General features: G+C 35.6%; 20 protein-coding genes. 7 read left to right on the top strand and 13 right to left on the bottom strand.

Features of this window, described 5'->3' with window-relative positions:
• Positions 1-208: 208 nt before the first annotated feature.
• Positions 209-2,869: a TonB-dependent receptor gene (locus EGH73_RS08705; RefSeq protein WP_123281500.1), complete on the top strand. Its 2,661-nt coding sequence runs from the start codon at positions 209-211 to the stop codon at positions 2,867-2,869.
• A 42-nt stretch (positions 2,870-2,911) separates the two neighbouring features.
• Here the strand turns inward: EGH73_RS08705 and EGH73_RS08700 are convergent, their stop codons facing one another.
• Together EGH73_RS08700 and EGH73_RS08695 are read right to left on the bottom strand one after the other, a co-directional pair.
• Positions 2,912-3,880, bottom strand: coding sequence for a glycosyltransferase family protein (locus EGH73_RS08700; RefSeq protein WP_123281499.1), 969 nt, complete (start codon positions 3,878-3,880; stop codon positions 2,912-2,914).
• A gap of 71 nt (positions 3,881-3,951) precedes the next feature.
• Positions 3,952-4,776: a UDP-2,3-diacylglucosamine diphosphatase gene (locus tag EGH73_RS08695; protein WP_123281498.1), complete on the bottom strand. Its 825-nt coding sequence runs from the start codon at positions 4,774-4,776 to the stop codon at positions 3,952-3,954.
• A 312-nt stretch (positions 4,777-5,088) separates the two neighbouring features.
• On the opposite strand from EGH73_RS08695, the gene EGH73_RS08690 reads away from it, so the two are divergent.
• The 3 genes from EGH73_RS08690 (at position 5,089) to EGH73_RS08685 (ending at position 7,052) form a co-directional block, all read left to right on the top strand.
• Positions 5,089-6,324: a dicarboxylate/amino acid:cation symporter gene (locus EGH73_RS08690; protein ID WP_123281497.1), complete on the top strand. Its 1,236-nt coding sequence runs from the start codon at positions 5,089-5,091 to the stop codon at positions 6,322-6,324.
• Between the two features lie 26 nt (positions 6,325-6,350).
• Positions 6,351-6,503: a hypothetical protein gene (locus EGH73_RS14005; RefSeq protein ID WP_184808089.1), complete on the top strand. Its 153-nt coding sequence runs from the start codon at positions 6,351-6,353 to the stop codon at positions 6,501-6,503.
• A 123-nt stretch (positions 6,504-6,626) separates the two neighbouring features.
• Entirely contained in the window at positions 6,627-7,052 is a 426-nt protein-coding gene (locus EGH73_RS08685) for a hypothetical protein (RefSeq protein ID WP_123281496.1), read from the top strand.
• Between the two features lie 135 nt (positions 7,053-7,187).
• On the opposite strand, the gene EGH73_RS08680 is transcribed toward EGH73_RS08685, so the two are convergent.
• Together EGH73_RS08680 and EGH73_RS08675 are read right to left on the bottom strand one after the other, a co-directional pair.
• A complete protein-coding gene (locus tag EGH73_RS08680) occupies positions 7,188-7,445 on the bottom strand; it encodes a hypothetical protein (protein WP_123281495.1) in 258 nt (85 codons plus the stop codon).
• Positions 7,442-7,672 carry a hypothetical protein gene (locus EGH73_RS08675; RefSeq protein WP_148041693.1) on the bottom strand — a complete coding sequence of 77 codons (231 nt, stop codon included), beginning with the start codon at positions 7,670-7,672 and terminating at the stop codon, positions 7,442-7,444. Before EGH73_RS08675 ends, EGH73_RS08680 begins: the two co-directional genes overlap by 4 nt.
• 230 nt (positions 7,673-7,902) lie before the next feature.
• On the opposite strand from EGH73_RS08675, the gene EGH73_RS08670 reads away from it, so the two are divergent.
• The gene (locus tag EGH73_RS08670) at positions 7,903-9,009 is read left to right on the top strand and encodes an Mrp/NBP35 family ATP-binding protein (RefSeq protein WP_123281493.1); all 1,107 of its coding nucleotides are present in this window, start codon (positions 7,903-7,905) and stop codon (positions 9,007-9,009) included.
• Between the two features lie 7 nt (positions 9,010-9,016).
• The gene (locus EGH73_RS08665; RefSeq protein ID WP_123281492.1) at positions 9,017-9,265 is read left to right on the top strand and encodes a NifU family protein; all 249 of its coding nucleotides are present in this window, start codon (positions 9,017-9,019) and stop codon (positions 9,263-9,265) included.
• Between the two features lie 35 nt (positions 9,266-9,300).
• Here the strand turns inward: EGH73_RS08665 and EGH73_RS08660 are convergent, their stop codons facing one another.
• Both EGH73_RS08660 and EGH73_RS08655 read right to left on the bottom strand, forming a co-directional pair.
• Positions 9,301-9,657, bottom strand: coding sequence for a YkvA family protein (locus EGH73_RS08660; protein WP_245985484.1), 357 nt, complete (start codon positions 9,655-9,657; stop codon positions 9,301-9,303).
• Between the two features lie 72 nt (positions 9,658-9,729).
• The gene (locus EGH73_RS08655; protein ID WP_123281665.1) at positions 9,730-10,746 is read right to left on the bottom strand and encodes an NAD(P)H-dependent glycerol-3-phosphate dehydrogenase; all 1,017 of its coding nucleotides are present in this window, start codon (positions 10,744-10,746) and stop codon (positions 9,730-9,732) included.
• A gap of 187 nt (positions 10,747-10,933) precedes the next feature.
• Here EGH73_RS08655 and EGH73_RS08650 point away from each other — a divergent pair, with 187 nt between their 5' ends.
• The gene (locus EGH73_RS08650) at positions 10,934-11,818 is read left to right on the top strand and encodes a M23 family metallopeptidase (protein ID WP_123281491.1); all 885 of its coding nucleotides are present in this window, start codon (positions 10,934-10,936) and stop codon (positions 11,816-11,818) included.
• Between the two features lie 105 nt (positions 11,819-11,923).
• Here EGH73_RS08650 and EGH73_RS08645 read toward each other — a convergent pair whose 3' ends face one another.
• The 7 genes from EGH73_RS08645 to EGH73_RS08610 all read right to left on the bottom strand — a co-directional run bounded on the left by EGH73_RS08645 (position 11,924) and on the right by EGH73_RS08610 (position 20,250).
• Complete coding sequence (locus tag EGH73_RS08645; RefSeq protein ID WP_123281490.1) at positions 11,924-13,258, bottom strand: trigger factor; 1,335 nt, start codon at positions 13,256-13,258, stop codon at positions 11,924-11,926.
• Between the two features lie 164 nt (positions 13,259-13,422).
• Entirely contained in the window at positions 13,423-13,989 is a 567-nt protein-coding gene (locus EGH73_RS08640) for a hypothetical protein (RefSeq protein WP_123281489.1), read from the bottom strand.
• A 40-nt stretch (positions 13,990-14,029) separates the two neighbouring features.
• Entirely contained in the window at positions 14,030-16,414 is a 2,385-nt protein-coding gene (locus EGH73_RS08635; protein WP_123281488.1) for a TonB-dependent receptor, read from the bottom strand.
• Between the two features lie 285 nt (positions 16,415-16,699).
• On the bottom strand, positions 16,700-17,059 hold the full coding sequence (locus EGH73_RS08625) for a hypothetical protein (RefSeq protein ID WP_123281486.1): 360 nt from the start codon (positions 17,057-17,059) through the stop codon (positions 16,700-16,702).
• A 73-nt stretch (positions 17,060-17,132) separates the two neighbouring features.
• On the bottom strand, positions 17,133-18,161 hold the full coding sequence (locus tag EGH73_RS08620; RefSeq protein WP_123281485.1) for a nucleoid-associated protein: 1,029 nt from the start codon (positions 18,159-18,161) through the stop codon (positions 17,133-17,135).
• A 49-nt stretch (positions 18,162-18,210) separates the two neighbouring features.
• The gene (locus tag EGH73_RS08615; RefSeq protein ID WP_148041692.1) at positions 18,211-18,705 is read right to left on the bottom strand and encodes a hypothetical protein; all 495 of its coding nucleotides are present in this window, start codon (positions 18,703-18,705) and stop codon (positions 18,211-18,213) included.
• Between the two features lie 471 nt (positions 18,706-19,176).
• Positions 19,177-20,250: an endonuclease gene (locus EGH73_RS08610; RefSeq protein ID WP_002977387.1), complete on the bottom strand. Its 1,074-nt coding sequence runs from the start codon at positions 20,248-20,250 to the stop codon at positions 19,177-19,179.
• Positions 20,251-20,276: the final 26 nt, after the last annotated feature.

The following is a 20,276-nucleotide window of genomic DNA, read 5'->3' as shown; positions in this document are numbered from 1 at the left end:
ATGTTTTGGCTAAAGCCAATGTCCGTTCCGAATCATTAAAATGGGCTAAAGCCCATTCCTATTATATTTTTGCATCAATCTTAAATCGAACTCAGTTATCTAAAAAATCATAAATACACAATAGTTTTCGATTTTATAAGTTTTATAAATTGGATCCTATTAAAAAAACATGTTAAATTTTATGATTTGAAGGAAAACTAAAAACCAAATGATTAGAAAAATATTACTGATTTTATTATTCATTTTTCTAAAACTAAACGCCCAAACGTTTAGCATCAAAGGAAAAGTAACCGATGAAAATAACAATCCTCTGGAAAATGCTACCGTTTCTTTAATGAAACAAAAGGATTCTTCAATTATCAATTATACCGGTACAAACAAAAACGGAAACTTCAGCATCAAAACCCCAAAGCAGAATGAGACCGTATTTCTACTAATTTCTGGCAGTCAATTTCGCCCGACTTCAAGAATTTTCAAAAACATATCACAGAACGAAGAACTTGGAACTTTAAAACTAATTAAAGATCTTGTAACCAATATTGAAGAGGTTCAGATCAATGCGGCACCTGTCATCATCAAAAAAGATACGGTTGAATACAATGCTTCCAGAATGAAGGTGAAGCCAGACAGCAAAATTGATGATCTAGTCAAAGAAATTCCTGGTGCAGAAATTGAAGCAGATGGAAAAATAACCGTGAATGGAAAATCTGTGAGCAAAATCCACATCAACGGAAAACCTCTGTTTGACAAAAACGGGAAAATAGAATTAGAAACCATTCCCGCAAACATCATCAAGAAAATTCAGGTTACCACATCCAAAACCAAGGAAGAAGAATTGACGGGCAGAACTCCAATAACTGACAGCCTGACCATAAACTTTGTGATGGATAAAAAAAACCGACTTGGAACAATTACCAACCTGAGGCTAGGTTATGGTTCGAACAACAGATATGACGGTGCATTATTTTTTACAAAAATAAATCAGGATTCCAAGCTTTCATTGTCCGCAGGTTCTAATAATATCAATAGTGGATTGTCCGGCAAAACTAGTTCTGGTACTGGCATTTTCACTACAACGATTGTAAATGCAACTTATTCTAAAAAATTTGACAACCTTGATCTGGAAAGGTTGAATGCTAATTTTTATCAGAGAAATACCGAAACCTACTCCAAAATTGCAAGAACCACTTTTTTGCCTGATTACAAATTGGATAAAAACACGGAACGATCGGGCAAAAGGGATCTTAAACGATTTTCATTTAACACGAATGCTACACTTAGGCTTAACAAATCCACCAACCTGATTTTCAACTCTTCTTTTAATAACAATACAAATGAGGGCGCTTCAGAAAATAACTCATCCACATACCGCGATAATATTTTACTGAACTCCAGCTCAGGTGTTATTAATCAAAAATCTATAAATAACAACTTCTCTCAATCACTGGCTGTTACAAAAAAATTCGAGAAACAGGGACGCTCTTTTTCCGGATCCGTCAGTACAAATATTACGGGAAACAGCAGCACGGATTATAATTTAACCAATACCATTTTCAACCAATCCCCTTTGGATAATGATTACAGAAATCAGCGTACTGTAGCTAAAAATCAAAATACAGATTTTAATTTTAATGCCAGATATGACGAACCGGTTTCGGACTCGGCTATCGTTTCAACGGAAATCACCTACATATCACAATCCTTAAAAAACGACAGACAAGTTCATGATTTTAATTTAGCTACAGAAGACTACTCCAGCTATAACACACTGTTGTCCAACCTCATCAATCAAAATATCAACTCGCTTTATAGTTCAGTTGGTTATGATTTGAATAAAACTAGATTCAGGTTTTTCTTTCACGCAAATCTGGAAATCAACAATAATGATTTTAATTCTGTCTTCAACAATGAAGATAAAAGTTTTCGTAGAAACTTTGTTTTTCCCAGTTACAACACCAAATTTATTTATAGATTTTCCAGAACCAAATCAGTAGAACTTTCGAATATGAGTAGTTTTAATGCACCGTCAATGATGTCGCTCAATCCATTCACAGATATTTCAAACCCACTGGTGACCATCCAGGGAAATCCCGATTTGGAAAGCACCTGGAAAAACACGAGTTCCTTATATTTTCTAAACAGAAATATCCCGAAAAACATCACATATTCAGCAAAAATTAAATTTGACTATACCGATAATGACGTTTCGGATTATTCTTATTATGATGATGCCGGAAGGCAGTTCCGTACTTATGCAAACATCAGCGGCAATAAAGTTTTAAGTTTGGACAGCCGTTTTACCAAAAGTTGGAAATGGCGTGGCAATGATTTTCGAATCTCTCCTTCGTTTTACTCGAGTTATGCCCAAAGAAAGGGTTTTATTAATGGAACAGAATATAAAAACTCAGTATATAACATCGCCCCGAAAATAACACTGAAGCTGGTTTTAAAAGAAATTATGGACATAAACAGTTCATTAGGAATCAATTATAATATCTCAAACTTTGAGAATTATCGTATTGATAAAACCCGTGCTGCACAGCAAAACTTTTCTTTTGGTATGACTAATTATTTTATGAAATCTTCCCTTTATTTTATTAATGAAATCAGCATCGCCAAAAATAATAACATATCAGCTGGCTTTAATCGTACTTCCTATTTTTGGAATACAGGCGCTAACTATCAATTTTACAAAAAGCAGATGACTCTCAAATTTAGTATTAATGATGTGCTCAACCAGCGTCAGAATGCTATCCGTAACATTGGTGACAATTATATTGAAGATCGGGAAGATCTTGTCCTGAGACGTTATTTCATGCTTTCTCTGTTGCTGAATGTGAGTAGATTTGGCGGAAATAAAGGCTCATAATTTTATTGATGAATTTGACCAAAATTTGAAGTAATTACGAATTCAATACAACACCTCTTTTGTCAGGATACTCTCAATATTATCCGGATAATCCACTTCGATTAATTGTTCAGAGTTAATCCATTCCCGGATTTTGGATGGATCAAGTCTTTCGGAACTTGAAACACCCATTTTATGAAGGGCAAAAGCATTACATTCCTGCTCATATTGGTTTTCTATGGGAATCACGAATAGTTTCTTATTCATAAACAGAGCTTCGGCGGGTGTTTCAAAACCAGCATTGCAGAGAATTCCCTCGCAGGATTCGAACAGTTCAAGGTATTTTAATTCGTCAATAGGAAAGATTTCCACATTCCTGAATTTCTGAATCTGTCTGGCGTATTTGGAAAAAACCTTCCACTCCACGTCAATCCTTGTTAGCATATTTGTTATAACCTCATCAGAAAAACTCGGCAGATAAACCAGATAATGCCCTTTTTTATCCGGATTCAGTTTTCTGATATTTTTCCTGATAACCGGTTTTTTAATGCTTGGGTTATAGTTATCGAAGTGGAACCCGATTTTTTTATCACATGGCACATAATGTTTCAGAATAAAATCTCCCAACCAATCTTTCTTATCGGGCTTTGGGGTTTCTTTGAACGTTAATGATGCCTGGTGGCTCAGTTCTATGATCGGCAGATTTTTAAGTTTAGCCGTCCATCCCGTCAGTGGTTCAAAATCATTAATAATTAAATCGTAAGCGGTCAGATCCATATCTTTAATAACTTTTGCAGCCTTGCAAAAATTGTTGTGAAACAATGTTTTTTTATAAGAAAGTCCCCCAGTTTTATTATATAACAGGGAGATGCCTTTAAATCGGAAATCAATGTCGAAATCCGACTTCAATTGGGTCTGATGACCACTGATCAGCGTATCTACCAAGGCGTGCTTCTTTAGAATCGGGATAATTTCCTGAGCTCTGGCAAGATGTCCGTTCCCTGTACCTTGGAAGGCATATAATATTTTCATCGGTTACTCTTTTTTTTCAATTTAGCATAAAGTCGCTTAAGTATTTTTTTTTGCATTTGCTGTAAAATTATTTACGCAAGTTGAGTCACTATTTTCATTAAATCTTTGCTGTCTATTTTCTTAAACTCATCTGGTTCTTCATTTTTTAAAGTGTGTTTCTCATCCTCATAAACAAACAGTTTCCACTCGCCGCCATTATATTCCAAAGCCGTAAGGTTTTCGACCCAGTCGCCAGAATTCATGTACACACATTTCCCTTTTTTGTTAGTCACTTCCTTGATTTGTGGCTGATGGATATGTCCGCAGATCACATAATCAAAATGATTTTCGATAGCCAGTTCGGAAGCTGTAAGTTCAAAATCACCAATGTATTTTACAGCTTTTTTGACATTATTTTTGATTTTTTTAGAAAAAGAATATTTCTCTTTTCCGATCTTTTCCAGAAACCAATTCACCAAATTATTAATTGCTATAAGTAAATCATAACCTTTCCCACCAAGCTTCGCAATCCATTTAGAATGCTGAACAGAGGCATCAAAAGCATCTCCGTGAAAGATCCACGCCTTCTTATCTCCCAATTTCAAAACGTGCTTGTTGCAAAGCTTGAGTTTTCCCAGTTCGAAATCTGTAAAATTCCGGAACGCCTCGTCGTGATTGCCCGTAATGTAAAATACTTCTGACTCTTTGGTGGCAAATGAAATCAATTTCTTGACAACCTTCAGATGTGATTTAGGAAAATAGGATTTCTTAAACTGCCAGATATCGATGATATCGCCGTTCAGGATCAGTGTTTTAGGCTGAATGGAATTGAGGTAATGCAACAGTTCCTTAGCTTTGCAGCCATAAGTCCCAAGGTGCAGATCAGAAATGATAACGATTTCCACCTCTCTTTTCATAAACGGGTTGATATTGATTTCATTAGCTATCAGTTTTGTACAAAGAACGACTTCTAATGTAAACTATGCGTGAATGTTATTTTATTTTTGATGTTTGAAAATAGATGCTTTACTGAATTGTACTTAATATTAACTTAAAAAAATAAGCGGTTATTCTCTCAAAAATATTAGTTTTGTTCAGTTTCAATTTATGTCAGATTTTATAATGCTAAGATTTAGACATACAGCATTACTTTAAACTGAAACTGCTTAATTTAAATAGATTAGAATTTGTGCACATTGTGTTCAAAACATTAAAATATGTAGAAAGTTATGAAAGGTCAGAATAAACTTTTTTTCGCAATCATTATTTCATTGGTTTTAGGTGTGATCCTAGGCGGCATCGTACATACCAATAATCCGGATTCCGCAGAAGAATTTGCCAAAAACATAAAGTTGCTGGGAACGATTTTTATTCGTCTGATTCAGATGATTATTGCACCATTGGTGTTCTCTACACTGGTTGTAGGGATTGCAAAAATGGGTGATATAAAAATGGTGGGACGTGTCGGAACGAAGGCGATGCTTTGGTTTATCAGTGCATCTTTGATATCGCTTACAATAGGCTTGGCTTTGGTCAATTGGCTGGAACCTGGTCACGTTACTAAACTACCAATTCAGGATGCAGCTTCTGCTTCGGAAATTGTGAGCAACAGCAAAGGTTTCTCGATGGAAGATTTTGTAAAACATATCATTCCGAAAAGTTTATTTGAAGCGTTTGCAACTAATGAAGTGCTGCAGATTGTGGTTTTCTCAGTGATGTTCGGCATTGCTTTATCAGCGATGGGAGAAGAGTATGCGAAGCCGGTTATCAAAGGTCTGGACATTGTTGCACACGCCATTCTGAAAATGGTGGGTTATATAATGTGGGTTGCGCCATTAGGTGTTTTCGGTGCGATATCTGCCGTTGTTGCGACTAACGGGTTCGAGATTTTTAAAGTTTATGCTATTTACCTGAGAGATTTCTTCTTTGCATTGGCTGTTCTTTGGGCTGTTTTACTTTTGGTTGGATATATGATTCTCGGCAAACGCCTTTTCGAATTGTTGAGAAGAATCAAAGAGCCATTATTGATCGCCTTTTCCACCACAAGTTCCGAGGCTGTTTTTCCAAAGCTGGTAGAAGAGCTGGAAAGATTTGGTTGCAACAACAGGATTGTTTCATTCATATTACCATTAGGATATTCTTTCAACCTGGACGGAAGCATGATGTATATGACCTTTGCTTCGATTTTCATTGCACAGATTTACGGAATCGATATGCCGCTTGGACAGCAAATTATTATGCTTTTGGTTCTGATGCTCACCAGTAAAGGAATTGCAGGTGTACCGAGAGCAAGTCTGGTTATCATTGTTGCAGCGTGTGGGATGTTTGATATTCCTGTTGAGGGAATTGCTTTGATTTTACCAATAGACCACTTCTGCGATATGGGAAGAAGTATGACTAATGTTTTGGGTAATGCTTTGGCGACTTCTGCTGTGAGTAAGTGGGAAGGGCAATTGGAGGGATAGGAAATGTTAATTAAAAAAATTAACAAATGGATAAAGAGAAATTCAGTTTTATAGATTACTTAATTTCAAAAGGTTTAAAAAAAAAATTAATAATGAAAAAATATCAGTATATTATAGAAAATGACGGCTTTCTGAATATTGAAATTATTAACAATGAATATTTAATGCCTTTTTTTTAAGTCTCAAATCTCAAAAAGTGAAGAGCAAGCTAAAAAACAAATAAAATCTATTGAAGAAATTTTAGGTATTAAATTTGAAAAAAATATGTGAAATTTTTTATTAAAAAAACTAATAATATAATTATGAAGATAAATGAAACAAATTTCAACGAAGTTTTAAACAATTCTAAAAATGAAGATATAATTCATTACAAGCAAATAGCATTCTCAATAAGTAAAACTACTGGATATATTACTTTAACATTAATTGTTCATCCTATTTTTTATTTATTTGTATTTATTTTTTGTTTTGCATTTATCTTAGCACTTTATACTTTGATTGGTCTATTATTTTTTAATGTTAAAGAAGTAAAATATATTGGATTACTATCTGTTCTAATTGTTGTATTTTTTGCAAAAAAAATATCGAAATATATTTTCGACTTAGTATTTAAAAAGCAAATTACTGATTTTCATTTTTTTGTCTCAAAAACTTTTGATAAAACTAATGACAAGAAGATTTTTATTAATACAAAAGATTTTAACTCTGGATGGGCAAAATTATTTTAATACCAAAGCTATAAACTCCGATGCTAATCTCACTACTTTGAGCAATAAATATTAAAAGTTGACTTTGTTTAATTTACGATATATTAAAGATTAAGACTCACAACCAATGTTTATCAGGTTCTCTACGAGTAGAAATTACAGCAAAAACTGTAACTGTAAGATTTTGTTCATCCATTTAAAATGGAGGATATATTTAAGAACTTCCAATGGCAGACAATGTATCTCTTTGTACCTCACTTGGAAAAAAGGATTAGTTTGTAATTTTTTAAGTGCTTTTTTATAATCTTTGAAGAATTCTAGAGAAAGTCCTTTTTGCTTTCTTTCCAAGAAATTTTTAGCATCCTGTAAATCCAGTTTTACTCTGGGGTCAGCAATAACTCGGAAGGTTTTCATAGATCGTCCTCCAATTCTTGCAACATCTTAAAAGCATCTACAGGTTTTTGGGGATTATTGACTCTGTCCAAAACTAAATCCTTTTGCCATTGAGGAATATCCGTTATACCTCTTTCTTGGGAATTTTTAAAAGATAAATAATCAATAAACTGTTCTACTTCTTGTACCAAAGTATCGGGAAGAGATTTTAATTTATCATTCAGTTGTTGTATCGCAGTAGCATTCATAATTTTGAGGGCTAATTGTTGAACATTCTTTCGATTAAAATGAATTCGACTATAACTTTTTAATGAAATAATCTTAGACATCTTATCAATGCGAATTTAAAACAAGTTAAAATAGCAAGCCAACTTAACCTGCCAAAAATCATCAACATAGACAAAATCATAAATTCAATTAATTCTAAATTAATTTTAAAATCCGTAATTTTGTAGCCACTTAAAGAATAATAAATTTTATGCTGACGAAATCAAAAGTTCAGGATTTTCTGAAAGAGATAGAAGTAGATGACCTTGTAAGCAATTTCCAAGTGATGGGTGATGATGTTTATATTGATATGACTGCACATTCTCCTGCAATGCATGAGAAAAAGAAATTGGAAGTCGCTATGAAGCAGGCTTTTGCTTCGGAGTTTGGGGAACATATCAATTTGAAGTTGAAAATTGTTTCTCCTGAATTGCCTGCAACACCTGCGACAAACGAAATCAAAGGGAAACAAATCCCGGGAATTCAGAATATTATTGCCATCGCTTCCGGAAAAGGTGGCGTGGGAAAATCTACAGTTTCTGCTAATCTTGCTGTAACGTTAGCAAAAATGGGTTTCAAAGTTGGATTGCTGGATGCAGATATCTACGGACCGTCTGTTCCTACAATGCTTGATACAGAAGGCCAAAAACCAATTTCTGTAGAAGTGAACGGCAGAAATCTGATGAAACCAATCGAGAATTACGGTGTAAAAATGTTATCAATTGGATATTTTTCCGGTGCTAACCAAGCAGTAGTTTGGAGAGGCCCAATGGCTTCCAAAGCATTGAATCAGATGATTCGTGATGCAGATTGGGGCGAATTGGATTTCCTTTTGATTGACCTTCCTCCTGGAACTGGCGACATTCATTTATCTATCATTCAGGAAGTTCCGGTTACGGGAGCTGTGATTGTGAGTACACCTCAACACGTTGCATTGGCCGATGTGAGAAAGGGAATTGCGATGTTCAATATGGAAAGCATCAACATTCCTGTTTTGGGATTGATAGAAAATATGGCGTACTTCACACCAGAAGAATTGCCCGATAATAAGTACTATATCTTTGGAAAACAAGGCGCTCAGTTTATGGCAGAAGATCTTGGAATTCCTGTTTTGGGAGAGATTCCTTTGATTCAAAGTATCCGAGAAGCTGGAGATGTAGGAAGACCAGCGGCGCTGCAGGAAAATTCCAAAATATCTGACATTTATACAAAAACTGCCCAAAATATGGTTGAAAGTTTAGTAGAAAGAAATAAAAATCTTCCAGCAACAGAAGCTGTAAAAATTACGACTATGGCAGGCTGCTCGCCAAAGAAATAATAAATTTATGAACAATACAAATGATATCCAGGAAGAATTGGTTACTAAAGTAATGGAGGCATTGGACAGCATTCGTCCGTTTCTTAATAAAGATGGGGGCGATATAGAGCTGGTAAATGTAGAAGACAAAACTGTCTATGTCCGTTTGTTAGGACACTGCTCCAGCTGTGGCATCAGTAGCTCTACAATGAAGTTGGGAGTAGAAAGCACCATTAAGCAATACGCTCCGGAAATAGAGACTGTGGTAAATATCTAATAAAAAAGCCAGAGAAAAATTATTCTCTGGTTTTTTTATTCAACAATCTCTGCGTCTATCACATTTGGATTTTTTTTCTGGCTTTCCCATAGCAGAAATTTATCCACTTCTTTTAGCAACAGAGGAATAGCAAATGCCAATATTGCAAGATCATCCAATGCACCTATTCCTAAAACAAAATCCGGAATAAGATCTATTGGTGAGATAACATATAATAATGCTAGCGCAGGTAATAAAATGTCTGTTACTTTCATTTTATACTCACCTTTTCGCCAGGATTTTATCATTCTGACAGCCGCTGGAATTTTTTGTAAAAATCCTTTGTGCTTTAAGGCTTCCTGAGCCAGCTTAAACTTAGAATGTTTCATTTTTGTGTTTGAATATTTTTTCATTTCTTAAGAATGCAAATTTTGCAAAATCTGTTCCATTGTGTTTGTTGTATAATTAATTAACTTTCATTAAGATCAGGTTAATTTCTCTGTTAGTTTCGCAAATTGCTTTTCCGCATTTTTTCCTTCATACAATATCTCATAAATGGTATTGACTATCGGAAGCTTCAATTTTTTGTCTTTGCAGATAGAGTAGATTCCGTTGGTAGCGTAATAACCTTCCGCAACCATACTCATGGACTGGATTGCAGACTTCACGGTATAACCTTTGCCAATTAGATTTCCCAAGTTTCTGTTTCTGGAGAAAAGGGAGTACGCCGTAACTATCAGGTCACCTAAATAGGCACTGTCATTCACGTCTCTCGGCTCGGGATAAATGGCTTGCAGAAATGCCTCCATTTCACGAATTGCATTCGAAACATAAACCGCAATAAAATTGTCTCCATAGCCTAGTCCGCTAGCAATACCAGCTCCGATAGCATAGATGTTTTTAAGAATTGCAGAATATTCGTTTCCGAGAATATCCCGGCTTGTATTCACTTTTATATAACAGGAAGACAAAATCTCCTGGAGAACTTTAGCATCTTCATCTTCTGCAACAGCGACCGTAAGATAAGACAGACGTTCCATTGCAACTTCTTCTGCATGGCAAGGACCGGCAATAACAGCCTGATTTTTAAAACCTATTTTAAAGTTGTCCCTCAGATAGTGAGCAACAATATCATTATGCTTGGGAACAATTCCCTTTATAGCGGAACAAAACAATTTTCCTTCCAAATCACATGTCAGCTTCTCCATAGATTCTGCAAGATAAATAGAAGGCACCGCAAGAATAATGACATCACAATTGGAAACCAATTCATTGATATCGGTTGTGATATTAAGTTTTTTTAAGTTGAAAGCCACTGTAGTGAGATAGGTAGGATTATGGCCTCTTTGCTCTATAGCTCCCTTCACGAATTCATTTCTCACACACCACTGGACGGTTTTACAGTTTTCCAGTAACATTTTCACAATGGCCGTTGCAAAACTTCCGCTTCCTAAAACTCCAACTCTCGCATTTTTAGTCGCTTTAGTCAATTTCTTTTTCATTTCTGGTTTGGCTTTTTTTAGCATTTACAAATCTAAGCTTATTTATGAATTTGGCTAAATCAAATTATGCTTTAATTATAAATTAAGAATAATTAACTTTTATTTGCAGAAAATATATCGTTGATCCTGATTATCATTAATCAAGATAAAAATTACTAATTTTGCATTCCATTTTAAAAATGTATTAATGGTTCAGTTCTTCAAATCTAAAAAGAAAAAAAATATTGTACTGATACTTTTGCTGATAGCGTGTTTTATTCAGTCTTTGATCATTGCGAGATTATACACAGGCAAAGATGATAAACTTTATGAAGTAAATCTGGTAAAAATAAATAACGAAAAGGACAGTATTGACCATCTGCAATTGAAAACCGACCTGGCTCTTGTAGATCAAAGCATCCGAAGCATCGACGGTTTTCTGAAATCAAAAAATGTGTCGGATCTTCGGATTGACAGACTGGCGCAGGATAGCCTGCAAAATAAAGTATATCTTGCAAAAGTAAGCAACCGATACAGCCAGTATCTGGCAGATCTTGAACAGAAATTACAGCAGGTTCCGCTGGGAATTCCCACCTATGGTTATATCTCATCAAATTTTGGTATCCGTAAAAATCCTATTCCTCCTAAATCTCCGGAAATAATTTCCGCCCAAAACAATACACTTGAAGAAAAGGATAGTCTCGGAAACGTTATAAAAAGACAAGCGATCATCAAAGAAGATAAAAATGCATCCAGCAATGCTCCGGCAGAAAAAGACCAGATGCAATTCCACAAAGGTTTAGACATTGCTGTGGCTTATGGAAGTCCTGTTAAATGCGCCGCTTCTGGAAAAGTTATTTTTGCAGGTGTCAAAGGCGGATATGGCAACTGTGTCATTGTGGAACACGGCAATGGACTGGCAACTCTGTACGGACATCTTTCCGAAATCCTTGTAGAAACGAATGACAGAGTAAAAGTAGGTCAGATTATTGCCAAATCCGGAAATACAGGTCGCTCCACCGGGCCGCACCTGCATTACGAAGTTCATAAAAATAATCAGCCGGTTAATCCAAGATTGTTTGTGAATTTTTAGTATCATCTATAATTCTCAATCAACCGCAAGGGTTCTGAAAAACTTAAAAATGCTAATAAAAAAAACGCTCCATATTTGGAACGTTTTTCATTTATTCTGAGGAAATTACTTCTTCAATTCTTCAAGAAACTCATCGTGAGAGATTTTAGTTTCTTTCTTTTTAGATTTTTCAAGGATTACGTCTTTCAACTTAGCCATTGCAACTTCAGAAGAAATTTGTCTCACTTGGTTTTCATCTTTAAGCATTTCAGCAGCATATTTCTGAACCTCATCATCTCCTAAATGGTGGATTCCGTAGATTGCTAACTGGTTTCTTACCAACTGCTCAGCTTGCCCCAGAACTTCTGCATAATCCAATTGAATATTATTATCATTCATCAGCTTCCCTTCCAGGATCTGACCTTTGATAATGCTTTTTTCGTTCTCAAGGATTTCTTTTGCCTGCTCTTCAGATGTGATATTCTGGTTAGAGAACATCAACCATTTTATAAGGAAAGCCTCAGGTAGTTTTACTTCTTGTTTTTCATTAACCTGCTCAAGAATTTTGTTTACGAAATGAACATCAGCATTTTGTTGGAAATACTCATCCAATTCAGTTTTCACTCTGGCTCTCAATTCTTCCTCAGATTTGATCTCATCTTTTCCGTAAACTTTATCAAATAGCTCTTGGTTAAGCTCTGCAAGGTTTAATCCGTAGATATCTTTTACAGTTACTTCCACCTCATTATGATGAAGATGTTCTGCTTCCTCTTTGCTGAAACCTAATTGTTTAGCCAATTCTTCTTTTGCCTGAAGATCTTCTTTAGAAACTTTTACAGACTCGTCTTTTTTAAGTTTCTTTACAAGATCATAAGCTTCTTTTTGTTCTTTGGAAACCGTTACGTTTTTTGGCTGATGGTGATGCTCACCTTCTGCGTCTGCTTCCACCACTTGAGAAACTTCTAATGCCACATAAGAATCCTTTCCGATCTTCTCTTCAGGAACTCTTTCTGCGAAACGCTTCTGCATGTTTTCTACGCTTGTAGAGATCTCTTTTTCAGATGCTTCTACTTTATAATGTGGCGCTTCATATTGCGTCAAGTCCACGGTAAATTCCGGCTCATATCCCACTTCAAATGCTACAGAAAGTGAATCTGCATTATGATTGAAATCGTTTACAGGCTGTGGAACCGGCTGCCCCACTAATCTTAATTTATTTTCAGCAACGTAGTTATTCAAAGCTTCCGAAATCTGTTTATTGATTTCTTCATAAGCGATACCTGCTTCATATTGTTTTCTAACCATACTCAATGGTACTTTTCCTTTTCTGAATCCAGGAACCTGTGCATTTTTTGCATAGTTGATCAATTGTTTTTCTACTTTTTCTTTATAATCAGATTTTTCCAATGTTACTGTAAGCAATGCGCTCACTTCGTCATGGTTGGTTGCTGTAACGTTCATTAATTGAATTTTTTAGGTTGCAAAAATAGGCAATTTTTGAAGAATTGCAAATTAAATTCCCAACAGATTCTTATAAAAAAATCATAATTATCAGAAACGAAAAAATAACAAAGGCAGCTTCATAACATAAAGATGCCTTTGTTGATTATTGAAAAAACCTGTTTTTAGTTGGACAGTCCGAAAGTTGCTTCAGCATCAGTTTCTCCACCGGAAACACTTCCCCACGCTGTTCCGTTTTGCGCTTCACTGGCAGATGCCGGTTCGTGGATCAAGGTTAACTTTAACAGTGGTGAAGATGATCCTACCACTTTTATCACATCCCATTTCGTTTTGAGTCCTACTTTTCCAAGTTCCCCTGTAGAAGTTACATCATCCAACCTGGTAAGATTAACTGTCGATTTCGGAAAATCAAAGATCAGAAAATGTTCATCTTTCGCATCCCGGATTTCCTGGGTCACATTATCACTTCCATTCCAGAACGTAACAGTCACTTCATAGGATTTACCATCAGTTAACGGAATAACGGGTGCTCCAGATCCAATAATGTAGCTATATTCTTTAGTTGTCTCTGCGGCAATATCCTTCACACTCAGCGTGATTTTGGTAAGCTCTTCCTGGGGAAGATCATCTGCTGCTACATCCTCATCTCTCTGGCAAGAGATGACATTAAAGATTAAAAATAATGCAGCTGAAACACTTACTAATTTTTTGAAATTGAATTTACTTTTCATTGTTTTAAATTTTTGTTTTTTTATAACTTAATAATTGTTTTTAAAATTTGTATCTGAAGTTCAGAATGAAATTTCTTCCCAAATCGTTGTCAAAAAACCGCATTCTGTTCAGATAATCCTTGTAAGAAATATCGAAGACGTTGTTTACTGTAAGACCAGCAGAAAAATTCTTAGCCAGATTGATCCCTGTCTGAATATTCCATAGTGAATATTGTCTTGGCGGTGTGCTGATGTCCACAGTCTTATTGACTTCTTCCCCATCTATATAGTCCGTATATTCCAGATTATGACTCGGAAATCGGTTCTGATATAAAAAGGTCTGATTTTCAATATTGAAATAGAATCCGTGCCATTTCTGATTTTTAAACTGTAAAGTATTCGAAAAATTAAGCGGCATCATCAGAATCAGCGGTTCATTGTTCGTTTCGTCCTGTCCGTAGACGTAAGCGCCTCTTCCTTTATAAGAAAGATTATCCGTAATGTTAAGATTAATATCAAAATCCAGTCCGTACATTTTGGCATCAATCTGCTGGTAGATCCAAACAGGAAAAGTCCCAGCCTGTGTCAGTTGCAAAACGCCGTTCGGAATCTGGTTAATGAAATTCTTTGTGATAAAGAAATATGGGTTAGCAGAAATCTCCAAGCCTTTCAGAACTTCAAATTTGATATCTGCAACCAAGTTGAACTGGTGTCCTTCTTCATTTTTGATATTCATATTGCCTTTCTCTATAATAGCGGCAGAATGGTGCAGTCCGTCTGAAAAAAGCTCCGCAATATTCGGTGTTCTTCCTACTTTTGCATAGTTGAATTTCAGATTAAAACTGGCTGACGGATGATATTCCAAACCAGCGTTGTAAGACCAGTTCTCAAAAGTCAGCTTAGGTCTTGTCAAGACTCTATTGGCATCTTTTTTTACATAGAACTGCGGAAAAGTTGCCGCATAATAATCTTCCCAATCGCTTTTATTGTACCATTTTGTAACATCATAATAATTGTAATCATAACGGACTCCCGCTTCGGCATTCAGCTGTGGTGAGATTTTATATTTGAACACCGAATAAATGCCTGCTGAATATTTGTCATAATTGGGGATCAGTCTTCTTGCCTGCGTCGCCGGATTGGAATAATTATTCTGAAAGGCTGCATCAATTCCTGTTTCCAAAGACCATTTTTCTCTTTCCAGAAGATCATTGATATTGAACTGATGCGTCATCAGCGCCAAATCAAGGGACGGAATCTCACTAAGTGTTCCTCTCCTCAAATCAAACTCCTGACGGTGATTATACTGAAAACTGTATGTCGCCGATATTTTTCCTATGTTTTCGAACCTATTGAATGCAGCAATTTTTGCCAGATGATGTTCTACCAGCTGCCTCGGGTTATCTATATCATAACTGAACTTTCCTGAGTAGAAAGGGATTGGCGTGTTCATCGCTGCTTCATAATCCCGCGGTGTAGAAACGTGCGAATCGCGCAGGATCCCAAGATTTTGATTCGTCAGATAATAATCGAATGATATTCCGCTTTTGAAGGAATTCTTCTGCACCGTAAAATTGAAAGAAGAAAAATCCGAGCCTGTATTTTTCAGATTATAATGTGGAGCACTTTGATCACCCAGCTTCTGAAGATTACCTCCCGATTTTACCGCCCAACCGTTTTTCCAGACCTTTACCAGATTGACATCCAGACCAAGACCCCGTCCGTTGGATATTCCAGAAAGTCCTATATTTCCTTTCAAAGTATCTTTTTTAGGGAAAATCTCTGGCTCCAGAACCACAACGCCACCAATAGCATCACTTCCGTACCGAAGAGCCGATGCACCTTTGATGACATCTATATGCTGGAAATTATTGACATCAATATTGGGAGCATGTTCCACGCCCCACTCCTGCTCTGCCATCCTGACACCATTGTTAACAATGGAAATCCGGCTTCCGTAGAGTCCGTGAATCACTGGTTTTACGATGTTATTCCCTGTTTTCAGTCCGCTCACACCAGAAATATTCTTCAGTAAATTTCCTAAATTTTCTGTCGAATTTCTTTCAATTGTAGTGTGATCCAGCGTTTTTATGACAAGCGTCCCATTGTTTTTATGATTGCCGTGAAGTGTTACAGACTCGATCTCGTGTACATGATGTTCCAGGCTGATGGAAAGATGCAAATCTTTATTAACTTCTATGGCTTCCGAAAAACTCGCGCAATCCGGATGCGATGCCAGCAAAGTATAACTACCCTCAGGGATTTGTCTGATTCTGAACTTGCCGGACGGATCTGTTTTGGCAGAATATGGTCCGATGGTCACCGTAACATTTTGCAGCATGGTCTTGTCATGATAATCCTGAACGGTTCCTTCTACAGTATATTTCTGGGAAGAGACCAATGCCAGTCCACAGAAGACTAACATCAGACTAATAATGTTTTTCATTTTATAAAATGTATGATGATAAGCGCAGCTGCACTTATCGAATAAAAAAATTAATTATTGACGAATTTGGAACGGTGAATTGCACGCAGCCCGGCTTGAGTGGAGCTCTTTTTCTGTTATTACGAATGGACAAATTGTCTATAGATCTTGAAACTGCATTCGTAATGACAGAAAAAAGCGGGAACGGAAGACGGATAAAGCTGCCAAATAAGACTTATTTTAAAAGCAAATAAATGGGATTGTTCCGAAAAAGAGATTCTCAATTGGTTGCTGAGAAAAACGAAATCAGGAAATAGTTGGCGGCCCACGCAGCTGGAAAGTGAACTTGGTCTGAGACCATATTTTTTCCTGTATGGAAATGATCGTTTTAACTTCCTGGGTATAATTTTCGAAATGAAATGTGAACTGCTCCGGCAGTAGCGAGTTGCCCGTGGCTACGAAATGACACGAAAGACAGTCGCCGGAACTTTGTTTATCCTGAGTGGATTTGGTGATTTTTAGTTCGGATTTTTTGAACGATAAATCCTTGAAAATGTCCGTATTATGATTATGCAGCTCGGCAGAAAACAAGACCACAAAAAGGTAGCTCACGGCTACAAAAGCCGAAAATACCGTTCTGAATATTTTGTTTCCCCGAATGAACATAGATGCAAATGTAGAATTTTTTTTCTGAGAGAGCAGATATTATATTAAGTCCCAACAATAATCTGTAACAGATTTATTTCTCCTGCTCAAAGTAAAGTCTGTAGAATTTTCCTTTGTCATCCTGTCCGGTTTCTATCATTTTGCGATCACCGTGGATGTAGATATGGAAATTTTTATCTAGCTTGATAATGGATTTAAAATGTCTTTGTTGCTTTTTAACAGCCTGATTATTAATAGGGAAATCTTCCGATATAGAAATCTGCATATCCTGCTCATAATCGGATTTGAAGTTGGAAAAACTTTCGATCACACTTTCGTCCTGCAACACTTCGTTCACAAAATCATCATACTTGAATTCTTCTTTTTCCTTGAAAAAATTGATAGACTTATTCAGAAAATCTGCCTGATCAGCTTTGGAAACTTCAAATTCTTCCGGTAGTTTCTGTGTGATGAAATCCTTATAAACCGTGAGCGTTTCCTGGGTGTGGAAGTACTCGTCATCGCGCTGTTTCACCTTCAGAAAATCCTCGAACCAGTAATAGATGTCGCCGTTTTTGTTATTATCTACCACGGATAGAATGTAGCCGGACTCTTTGTCATTGTTGTAGATCAACGCTGCTTTATCAATTTTTGACAGGCTGATTCCTTGATCTCTGTCGATATCAAACGTTTCATTCTTAGGAAAGATTTTCAGAAAAGATTCTCTTTTTTCAGTTTTGAAAATACCGATGGAATCGATTTGTTTAGGTTCGCCATCTTCAGTTTCAATAGGCTCGCCCTCAAAGTAAACGATGAACAATTCGCCGGCCTGTACTCTTGGATTTTCTGCCGCATTGAAAAGATGTTTGGCAATATTCTCGGATTCCCACTGAAATTTGGCTTTATCTTCAAAAATCTCCGACACAGAGCTGTACACCGGATTATTAACCAAATAAGAATCACTGTAAAACTGAAATTGCTCCTCAGATTTGAAAGCGCTCATAAAATAATTACCGAGCAGTTCTTTCATATCTTCTTCCAGCTGAAGTTCTTCCTGCGAAAGCGTAAGTGACTCACCATTGATTTTATTCCCGACTCTATGAACTGTGATTTTTGAAAACATTGATTTTGTTTTTAGGACTGCAAAGATATTAAATCCTATAAAAGTCCAATTATTTTATTGCATCTAATAAGTCAAAATGAGGGTCAGAAGATCTTAATACATAAGAGCCATCATTAAGTATAATGGCAGAATTTCCACACATTCTTTTCTTTTTGAAAATTGTATTTTTAAGGAAAAGGTTTTCGTCAATGATTATTGAGTCATCCCAAAGCTTTAATTTATTAAAATTACGACCAGGTTCTCTAAAATTAATTGCTATCGCTTCCGGATGCTTATCATTGAAGTTTTTAATGTGCTTTTTAAAGTTCTGCAAAACATTTTTAATTCTCGAGTCGGATTGCTCATCGAGAAGATTCCAGCAGGAATCATTTTTATAATCATATTTAATTACTATCGTATCTTTTACAGGAATATTTTTGGATGCGAGATATGTTTTTAGGTTGTCATATTCTTCTTTAGTTAAAGTGAATATTTTATCTCTATTTGTAATTTGCGATTGATAAAAATTAGCAACGAATAAGATAGGTATGATATAGTTTTTCATTTTTTTTGTTAAAGATAAACATAAAAACCCAGCCGAAGCTGGGTAAAAACTAATAACCATGAAAACTCAAATTAAACATGAGAATCGTTTATTACAATTGCAAATAGTGAGCCGTAAAATTTTAAAATATTATAAAAAAATGTTATTATTTTGTTAAAATTAGTTGTTCGAATTGATAATTTCTTGTTTATTCAAATGACAAAAAATCCCCGAGCTTTCGCTCGCGGATTTTCTATGTGATCTGACTCATCAAGTTATTTGACTTCTTCTAATATAATAACTACTATAAATCAAATAGTTATATTTTTATGGTACAAATATGGTACAAAAAAGTTATTCTTTATTTATGTATTAAATATTTACACATAAAAACCTTCTCAACTAATGGGAGATATTATAATTTACAATCTAACCAATATTATAATTTTTTTGACTTAGAACAGTATTTTATAAATAATCTTTTTTATTGATTTATTTTATAATAAACTTTGTATTCAGATCGCCAGTTTTCAAAATATAAATACCCTTAGGAAGATCTGTAAGAATAATTGTATTATCTTTTTGAAATGGATTTTCAATTGTCTGTACTAATTGACCAGTCATATTATAAATCAAAGCAATTTTATATTGTCCTAGATTTTTTCCGCCTAACACATAAATCTTATTATCTTTTACGGGATTAGGAACGATCACAAGACTTTTTGACAAATCTACATCTGCAACTCCCATATAAGCACCCCAAATTAAAGCGACGAACTCAGGACGATCGATGTATGGATTTCTATTACCTTGGTAAGTGAATGCCGCATTATTTCTTGCTATCTCAAAAGGAGAAACAGGATCTAAATTATTCCACTCGAGTAATTGTTTTAATTCCCATGTCTGTAAGCCAGGGTAGGCTGTACTACCTAATATGTTTCCGCTGCTGAAACCTGATAGCTGCGTCTCGTATCTGGTTACAAAATATAATATCATTCTGGCAATATCACCTTTAAACTCATCAATTGGTTCAAAAACAGTCCCCGCATAACCTGCAGATACTGAACTTCCCAGTTTAGAACCGTTTAGTGATGTAAATGAGGTTGATCCTACTTTTCCAAAAGGATAATTTGATCGCATTCCGTTGACTTTTCCGTCAGTAGGTGTAACAAAATGGACATCAGATCTCATCGGTAAATTCTGATTAAATAAACTTTGCGGTACGACATGTTCTCGGTTGTAACAGTCTCCTTCAACACTATAATTTCCACATTGTTTGACTCCATGATTATAAATATATGGATCTGTTCCTGTCGGATTTTCAGAATACATATCCATTACAGTTCCATCATTTTCGTAGAAATAATCCCTATCTGTGCTTTGAAAAGCTGTCAGCAAATTGCCATAGCCATTATCTTGGTGGCCGTTGGTAATGATAGTTTTCAACTTTGACTTTAAAGAAGCTCCTGATAATCCCGCAGTGCCATCATAATAGTTTGACGGAGCCTGTCCATAAACAGAATTTAATACAAGGCTTACCAAAAGAGTTAGTACAAGTTTTTTCATTTTGATTTAAACCCAAATCACGCAGT

The sequence above is a fragment of the Epilithonimonas hominis genome (assembly GCF_003730015.1).
Classification (GTDB): domain Bacteria; phylum Bacteroidota; class Bacteroidia; order Flavobacteriales; family Weeksellaceae; genus Epilithonimonas; species Epilithonimonas hominis.
Note: the sequence above shows the minus strand (reverse complement) of the source record. Positions and strands in the feature narration are given on the sequence as shown.